The organism is Burkholderia sp. Ac-20392, assembly GCF_017104585.1.
GTDB lineage: Bacteria > Pseudomonadota > Gammaproteobacteria > Burkholderiales > Burkholderiaceae > Burkholderia > Burkholderia lata.
The window spans coordinates 1-6,608 of the sequence record NZ_JAAGPB010000468.1; the positions used below are offsets into that span (position 1 = coordinate 1).

Here is a 6,608-nt window from a genome sequence, read left to right on the forward strand (position 1 = left end):
GACACGGTCGCGTCGGTGCCGTTCGACCGGCCGATCGACGCGTGGAAGACCGAACTGTTCGACACGATCGACGCAGGCTTCACCGTTGCGCGCTCGGGCATCGCGGCCACCGGCACCGTCGTGCTCGCCCCCGATGCCGGCACGCCGCGCACGGTGTCGCTGGTGCCGCCGCTGCACGTCGCGCTCGTCCACGCAAGCACGCTGCATCCCGATCTGCATGCGGCCGTGCACGCGGAGCGCTGGCACGCCGGCATGCCGACCAACCTCGTGCTGGTGTCGGGCCCGTCGAAGACCTCCGACATCCAGCAGACGCTCGCCTATGGCGCACACGGCCCGCGCCGCCTGTGGGTCGTGATCGTCACCGATACGGCAGCCGCCCGCCCGGCCGCCACCGCCAGCGAGGACTTCCCGCAATGAGCGACCACACGCTGCAATTCGTCACCCCCGGCGACTTCAAGACCCGAGCACGCGCCGCGCTCGACGATCCCGCGCTGCGCAAGAGCTTTCGCGGCGCGATGGACTTCCTGCAAGGCAAGCGCTCATCGCAATTCCCCGACGACGCCGAGTTGCAGCAGCTGCGCGACCTCGGCGAAGCGGTGCGGCAACACGCGCTCGCGCAGTTGCCCGCGTTGCTCGAACGGCTGGAGACGAAGCTCACCGAAGCCGGCGTGCACGTGCACTGGGCCGAGACGGCGGCCGACGCGAACGCGATCGTGCTCGGCATCGCGCAGGCGAAGAAGGCACGCCGCGTGATCAAGGGCAAGTCGATGGCGAGCGAGGAGATCGAGCTGAACCATTACCTCGCGGAGCACGGCGTCGACTGCATCGAATCCGACATGGGCGAATTCATCGTGCAGCTCGCGGGCGAGAAACCGTCGCATATCGTGATGCCGGCGATCCACAAGACGCGCGGCGACATCGCCGAGCTGTTCGAGGAACACATCCCCGGCACGCGTTACACGGAGGACGTCGACGAGCTGATCCAGACCGGCCGGCGCGCGCTGCGCCGCGCGTTCGCCGAGGCGGACATCGGCCTGTCGGGCGTGAACTTCGCGGCCGCCGACACGGGCACGCTGTGGCTCGTCGAAAACGAAGGCAACGGCCGCCTGTCGACGACGGTGCCCGACACGCACGTCGCGATCATGGGGATCGAGAAGGTCGTCGAAAAGCTCGAGCACATCGTGCCGCTGTCGAGCCTGCTCACGCGCTCGGCCACCGGCCAGGCGATCACGACCTACTTCAACCTGATCTCCGGCCCGCGCCGCGACGGCGAGCGCGACGGCCCGCGCGAGCTGCATCTCGTGCTGCTCGACAACGGCCGCACACAGGCCTACGCGGACGAGCAGCTGCGCGCGACGTTGCAGTGCATCCGCTGCGGCGCGTGCATGAATCACTGCCCCGTCTATACGCGCATCGGCGGCCACGCATACGGCACGACCTATCCGGGCCCGATCGGCAAGATCATCTCGCCGCACCTGCTCGGCCTCGACGCGACGGCCGACCTGCCGACCGCATCGACGCTGTGCGGCGCCTGCGGCGAGGTGTGCCCGGTGCGGATCCCGATCCCGCAACTGCTCGTGCGGCTGCGCACCGAAGCGAACCGCAAGCCCGACGAACCCGTTGCGCATCCGCTGCGCGGCCAGGGCGCGAACTACAACCGCGCGGAAGACCTCGTGTGGCGCTTCTGGTCGGGCGCGTTCGCGCATCCGCGTGCGTACCGCGCGTTCCGCTGGACCGCAACGCGACTGCGTGCACTGACGCCCGCGAAACAGATGGGCTGGACGCAGCACCGTACGCCGCTCGAACCGGCGCCGCGCAGCCTGTCCGACCTGCTGCGCGCACGCGGCCAGCCCGAATAGCCGTTTCGTTTTTCAAGCCGTACCGACAAAAACCTATGGAGGAGACATCCATGCAGGCCTGGCATCAGATCTACACCCCGCTCGGCAGCCTCGGGCTGTCGGCGTTCGTCGCCGCAATCCCGATCATTTTCTTTTTCGTCGCGCTGGCCGCGCTGCGGCTCAAGGGCCACGTCGCGGCGGCGATCACGCTGCTGCTGTCGCTCGGCGTCGCGATCCTCGCGTACGGGATGCCCGTGCCGCAGGCGCTCGCGGCGGCCGGCTTCGGCTTCGCATACGGCCTGTGGCCGATCGCGTGGATCATCGTCGCGGCCGTGTTCCTGTACAAGATCGTCGTGAAGACCGGCCAGTTCGACATCATTCGCGCGTCCGTGCTGTCGATCACCGACGACCAGCGCCTGCAGATGCTGCTGATCGGCTTCTCGTTCGGCGCGTTCCTCGAAGGCGCGGCCGGCTTCGGCGCGCCCGTCGCGATCACGGCCGCGCTGCTCGTCGGCCTCGGCTTCAAGCCGCTGCACGCGGCGGGACTGTGTCTGATTGCAAATACCGCGCCGGTCGCGTTCGGTGCGATGGGCATCCCGATCATCGTTGCCGGGCAGGTGACAGGCATCGATCCGTTCCATATCGGCGCGATGGCCGGCCGCCAGCTGCCGCTGCTGTCGCTCGCGGTGCCGTTCTGGCTCGTGTTCATGATGGACGGGCTGCGCGGCGTGCGGCAGACCTGGCCGGCCGCGCTCGTCGCGGGCGGCAGCTTCGCGGTGACGCAATACTTCACGTCGAACCACATCGGGCCCGAGCTGCCGGACATCACGTCGTCGCTCGTCAGCCTCGTCGCGCTCGCCGCGTTCCTGAAAGTCTGGCAGCCGCGCACCGCAAAGCAGACGGCCAGCGGCCTCGTCGCGTCGGGCGGCAGCGCCGCACTCGCGGGCTTCGGCGGCGCGGGCCCGCGCAACGGCTTCGGCACCGGCACGAGCCGGCAGGCGTCGCCGTACACGCTCGCGCAGACCGTGCGCGCGTGGTCGCCGTTCCTGATCCTGACGGCCGTCGTCACCGTCTGGAGCATCGCGCCGTTCAAGGCGCTGTTCGCCGCGCACGGCGCACTCGCGTCGACCGTATTGAAGTTTCATGTGGCGGGACTCGACCAGCTCGTCGTGAAGACCGCGCCGATCGCCGCGACGCCGAAGGCACTCGACGCGGTGCTGAAGATCGATCTCGTGTCGGCAGTGGGCAGCGCGATCCTCGTGACCGCGCTGATCTCGATGGTGCTGCTGCGGATGAAGCCGCGCGACGCGCTCGTCACGTTCGGCGAGACGCTGAAGGAACTGACGCGCCCGATCCTGTCGATCGGCCTCGTGCTCGCGTTCGCATTCGTCGCGAACTATTCGGGGATGTCGTCGACGCTCGCGCTGATGCTGGCCGCGACCGGCGCCGCGTTCCCGTTCTTCTCGCCGTTCCTCGGCTGGCTCGGCGTGTTCCTGACGGGCTCGGACACGTCGTCGAACGCGCTGTTCTGCTCGCTGCAGCAGGCCACGGCCCATCAGCTCGGCGTCCCCGAGACGCTCGCGGTGGCCGCGAACACGACGGGTGGCGTGACCGCGAAGATGATCTCGCCGCAATCGATCGCGGTCGCCTGCGCGGCGACGGGACTCGTCGGCAAGGAGTCGGAGCTGTTCCGCTTCACGGTACGGCACAGCCTGCTGTTCGCGGTGATCGTCGGGTTGATCACGCTCGCGCAGGCGTACGTGCTGCCGGGCATGGTGCCGTAAGCGGCGCACGCCCCAAAAACAAAACCCCACGCCCGGAAGAGCGTGGGGTTTTTCATTGCGCCGGTTGACCGCCCGCTGCGGCAGGCGACCGGTTGCGCGATCAGCTGCCCTTCGCGATGCGATCTTCGATGTGCTGCGCACGGCTCGCCGACGACGGGTGCGAGCTCATCATCGAGCTCTGGCCACCGTCGAGCTTCGCGAGCTTCTGGAATGCGGTGACGAGGCCCTTCTGGTTCATGCCCTTCTGCTTCATCAGGTCGAACGAGTAGTCGTCGGCCGCGCTTTCCTGCGTCTGCGAGAACTGCGCGTTGATGAATTTCTCGGTGATGTCGCCGAGCTGCGAGCTCGACAGCGCCGCCACGCCCGGCGAGGCCGCGCCGGCCGCGGTGCGTGCCGCGCTGACCGCGTAGGCCGTCTGCATCGCCTTCTTCGAGTGACCCAGTGCAACGTGGCCCATTTCATGGCCGATCACGCCGCGCAGTTCGTCGTCGTTCATCTGGTCCATCAGGCCGCTGTACACGCGCACGCAGCCGTTGCCCATCGCCCACGCGTTGACGTCCTTGGTCATGTAGACCTTGTAGTTGATCTTCTGGCCGTTCAGCGTCATGTCGCCGAAGCCCTTCATCACTTTCGTCAGGCGCTTCGCGTACGCGCTGTTCGCCGGCGCGATCTTCGATTCGGCATCGCTCGACTTGCACGAGTCGTTCGACAGTGCGGCGATGTCGGCATCCGACAGCGTCGCTGCCTTGTACAGGCTGGTCCCCGCCGACGTCAGGCTGTTCGCGTCAAGGCTCTGTACCCCGCCGCACGCGCTCAACAGAAACGCCACGCCACACGCTGCCACCGCTTTCTTGAGTTGCATCCCGGAATCCCTCGATAGTTGTATTTGGGAGCGGCGATTTTGCATAATCCGGCAGAAAATTACCAGATGTTTACATCCGATGACACGTTCATTACTTATCGGATTGAAACGAAGCGGCACGTCATCGCGGCATTGACAGCGAAAAGCGGCGCAATCGCCGCGACCGGGCGCGACCGGAATGGAAAGCGGGCCCGCTCAGGCGGTCTGGTCGTGGCGCCGCGTGAGCCGCCGCGCGACCAGCATTGGCAGCCGCACCGCGAAGCCGGTGAACAGGCGCAGGTGCATCCACGCGAGCAGTGCGTTGTCGCGGCCGTAATGGAAATGCGAGACGCCGCCTTCATGCCGGCCGAAATAGCGCACCGGCGCGTCGATGCGGATCGGCCGCACGCCGGCCCAGCACAGCCGCACGGCCGCCTCGGGATCGAAGTCGAAGCCGCGCATCCACGGTTGGCGGCGCATGATCGCGGCCAGCGGCGCGACCGGATACACGCGAAACCCGTACAGCGAATCGCCGATCCCGGCCCACAGCGTCTCGAGATCGGCCCATGCATTCGACAGCCGGCGGCCCTGCACGCGCAACTGCGGCGCGCTCGCGTCGAACTTCGGCACGCCCAGCACCATCGCGTCGGGCGCGGCTTGCGACGCGGTCATGAACGCGGGAATCAGGTCGGCCGGATGCTGGCCGTCGGAATCCATCGTCAACGCATGCGTGAAGCCGCTCGCGGCCGCCGCGTCGAGTCCGGCGAGCACCGCGGCGCCCTTGCCGCGATTCTCCGGCAGCACGATCACGCGCAAGCCCGGGTCGCGCTCGGCCATCGCCTGCAACCGTTCGGCGCTGCCGTCGGTGCTGCCGTCGACCACGACCCACACCGGATTCCATTGCGCGCGGGCATTGCGCACGGTCGTGTCGACCTTGGTGCCCGGGTTGTAGCTCGGAATCAGGACGAGATGGGTGGACGAGGCGTGCAGCTTGGACATGGAAACGGCCGATTGCGAAGACGGGGATCCTGACAAAAGTTTATGACTTGCCGGCGACCGCCGGCAGGCTTCGTCGACGTCGCCCGCGTGCGGGGCCGGTTGCTCGATCGTGAGGTTTTCTCGCTTCATGACAGCCACGCCTCCTCATGACCCGCGCTGGCCTCGATCTCGACCAGCAGGTCGTCGCGGCACACGTCCGCATGAACGACGAGCAGGCGCACGCCGGGGCCGACCGCCTCGCGCAGCACGCGCTCGATCGCGGCCAGTGCCTCGGTATCGCCGGCGTCGCGCACGTAGACGCGATAGCTCAGGTCGGCGAGCGAGAACGGGCCGTGCCCCTGGCGCGCGGCCTGCTCGAGCACGGCCGCGAGGTTCGCGACCGTCTCGCGCGTTTGCGCGACGACGTCGCCGGGATGCACGGTGCGGTGCCCGACGATGCTCGCGGTGCCCGACACGAACAGCACCGGCGCGGCATCGCCTTGCGACCACGCGGCTGCGCGCGCGAACGTCGGCGCGCGCGGGCCGTACTCCGCCGGATAGTGATACGCGCTGACCTGACGCGGGTTCTCGACCGGATCGGCCGGCGTGCGGCTCGCGAGGAAATGGATCGCGAGCGGCGCGACCGGCGATGCATCGCCCGCGACCGGCACGACCGAACCGAGCGCGCATGCGGCCGGCACGCCGCCCGTCAGCGCGCGGCGGCACGCATCGAACGCGTGCTGGCGGCCGATATTGAACTGACGATAGCGCTCGATCCCGAACTGCACCGCATTGATCGCCGGCACGGTATTCCAGATGCGCAGCGGATGCGGCATGCCGAGCGAATCGAGCACGTCGAACAGGGCGCGGTACGCGTCGCGCGTCGCGCGTTCGAGCGGTGTGCCGCTGTCGTGCGCTTCGGGTAAATCATGCGTGTCGCTTGTCTCGTGCACGACGATGCTGCCGAACACGAGGCCCGCCGTTTCGCTGTAGCGATAGTGCAGCGCGCCGCGCCGTTCGCTGCGCAGGTCGTGCGCATGGCATTGCCAGATTTCGCAGACGGCGTCGTCCGGCGCAATGCCGGCGCCGAGCAGCGTCATCGGCACGGGCGCGACCGGCAGGTCGGGCACGGCATCGGCCAGCATCCGTGCCGCCGCGTCCGCGTGC

At 68.3% G+C, this 6,608-nt stretch carries 6 protein-coding genes; 3 read left to right on the plus strand and 3 right to left on the minus strand.

What is annotated here, in order from left to right; genetic code table 11:
- The 3 genes from G3N99_RS32170 to G3N99_RS32180 form a co-directional block, all read left to right on the plus strand.
- The coding region (locus tag G3N99_RS32170; RefSeq protein ID WP_206124390.1) for an LUD domain-containing protein at positions 1–417 on the plus strand (417 nt) is incomplete at its 5' end.
- Positions 414–1,859: a LutB/LldF family L-lactate oxidation iron-sulfur protein gene (locus G3N99_RS32175; protein WP_206124391.1), complete on the plus strand. Its 1,446-nt coding sequence runs from the start codon at positions 414–416 to the stop codon at positions 1,857–1,859. The genes G3N99_RS32170 and G3N99_RS32175, both read left to right, overlap by 4 nt.
- A 50-nt stretch (positions 1,860–1,909) precedes the next feature.
- Positions 1,910–3,622: a lactate permease LctP family transporter gene (locus G3N99_RS32180; protein ID WP_206124392.1), complete on the plus strand. Its 1,713-nt coding sequence runs from the start codon at positions 1,910–1,912 to the stop codon at positions 3,620–3,622.
- Positions 3,623–3,722: 100 nt separating this feature from the next.
- Here the strand turns inward: G3N99_RS32180 and G3N99_RS32185 are convergent, their stop codons facing one another.
- The 3 genes from G3N99_RS32185 to G3N99_RS32195 form a co-directional block, all read right to left on the minus strand.
- Positions 3,723–4,484 (minus strand): M48 family metalloprotease, encoded by a 762-nt coding sequence (locus G3N99_RS32185; RefSeq protein ID WP_011353189.1) that lies wholly within the window; start codon positions 4,482–4,484, stop codon positions 3,723–3,725.
- Positions 4,485–4,679: 195 nt separating this feature from the next.
- Entirely contained in the window at positions 4,680–5,462 is a 783-nt protein-coding gene (locus tag G3N99_RS32190; RefSeq protein WP_174942353.1) for a glycosyltransferase family 2 protein, read from the minus strand.
- Between the two features lie 125 nt (positions 5,463–5,587).
- Positions 5,588–6,608 (minus strand): endoribonuclease L-PSP (locus G3N99_RS32195; protein ID WP_241011961.1); only part of this gene is annotated, 1,021 nt, incomplete at its 5' end.

Excerpts from the sequence above, each read along its gene's own strand:
- G3N99_RS32180 (WP_206124392.1), top strand. The coding sequence starts at position 1,910 with ATGCAGGCCTGGCATCAGATCTACACCCCGCTCGGCAGCCTCGGGCTG.
- G3N99_RS32190 (WP_174942353.1), bottom strand. The coding sequence starts at position 5,462 with ATGTCCAAGCTGCACGCCTCGTCCACCCATCTCGTCCTGATTCCGAGC.
- G3N99_RS32175 (WP_206124391.1), top strand. The coding sequence starts at position 414 with ATGAGCGACCACACGCTGCAATTCGTCACCCCCGGCGACTTCAAGACC.
- G3N99_RS32185 (WP_011353189.1), bottom strand. The coding sequence starts at position 4,484 with ATGCAACTCAAGAAAGCGGTGGCAGCGTGTGGCGTGGCGTTTCTGTTG.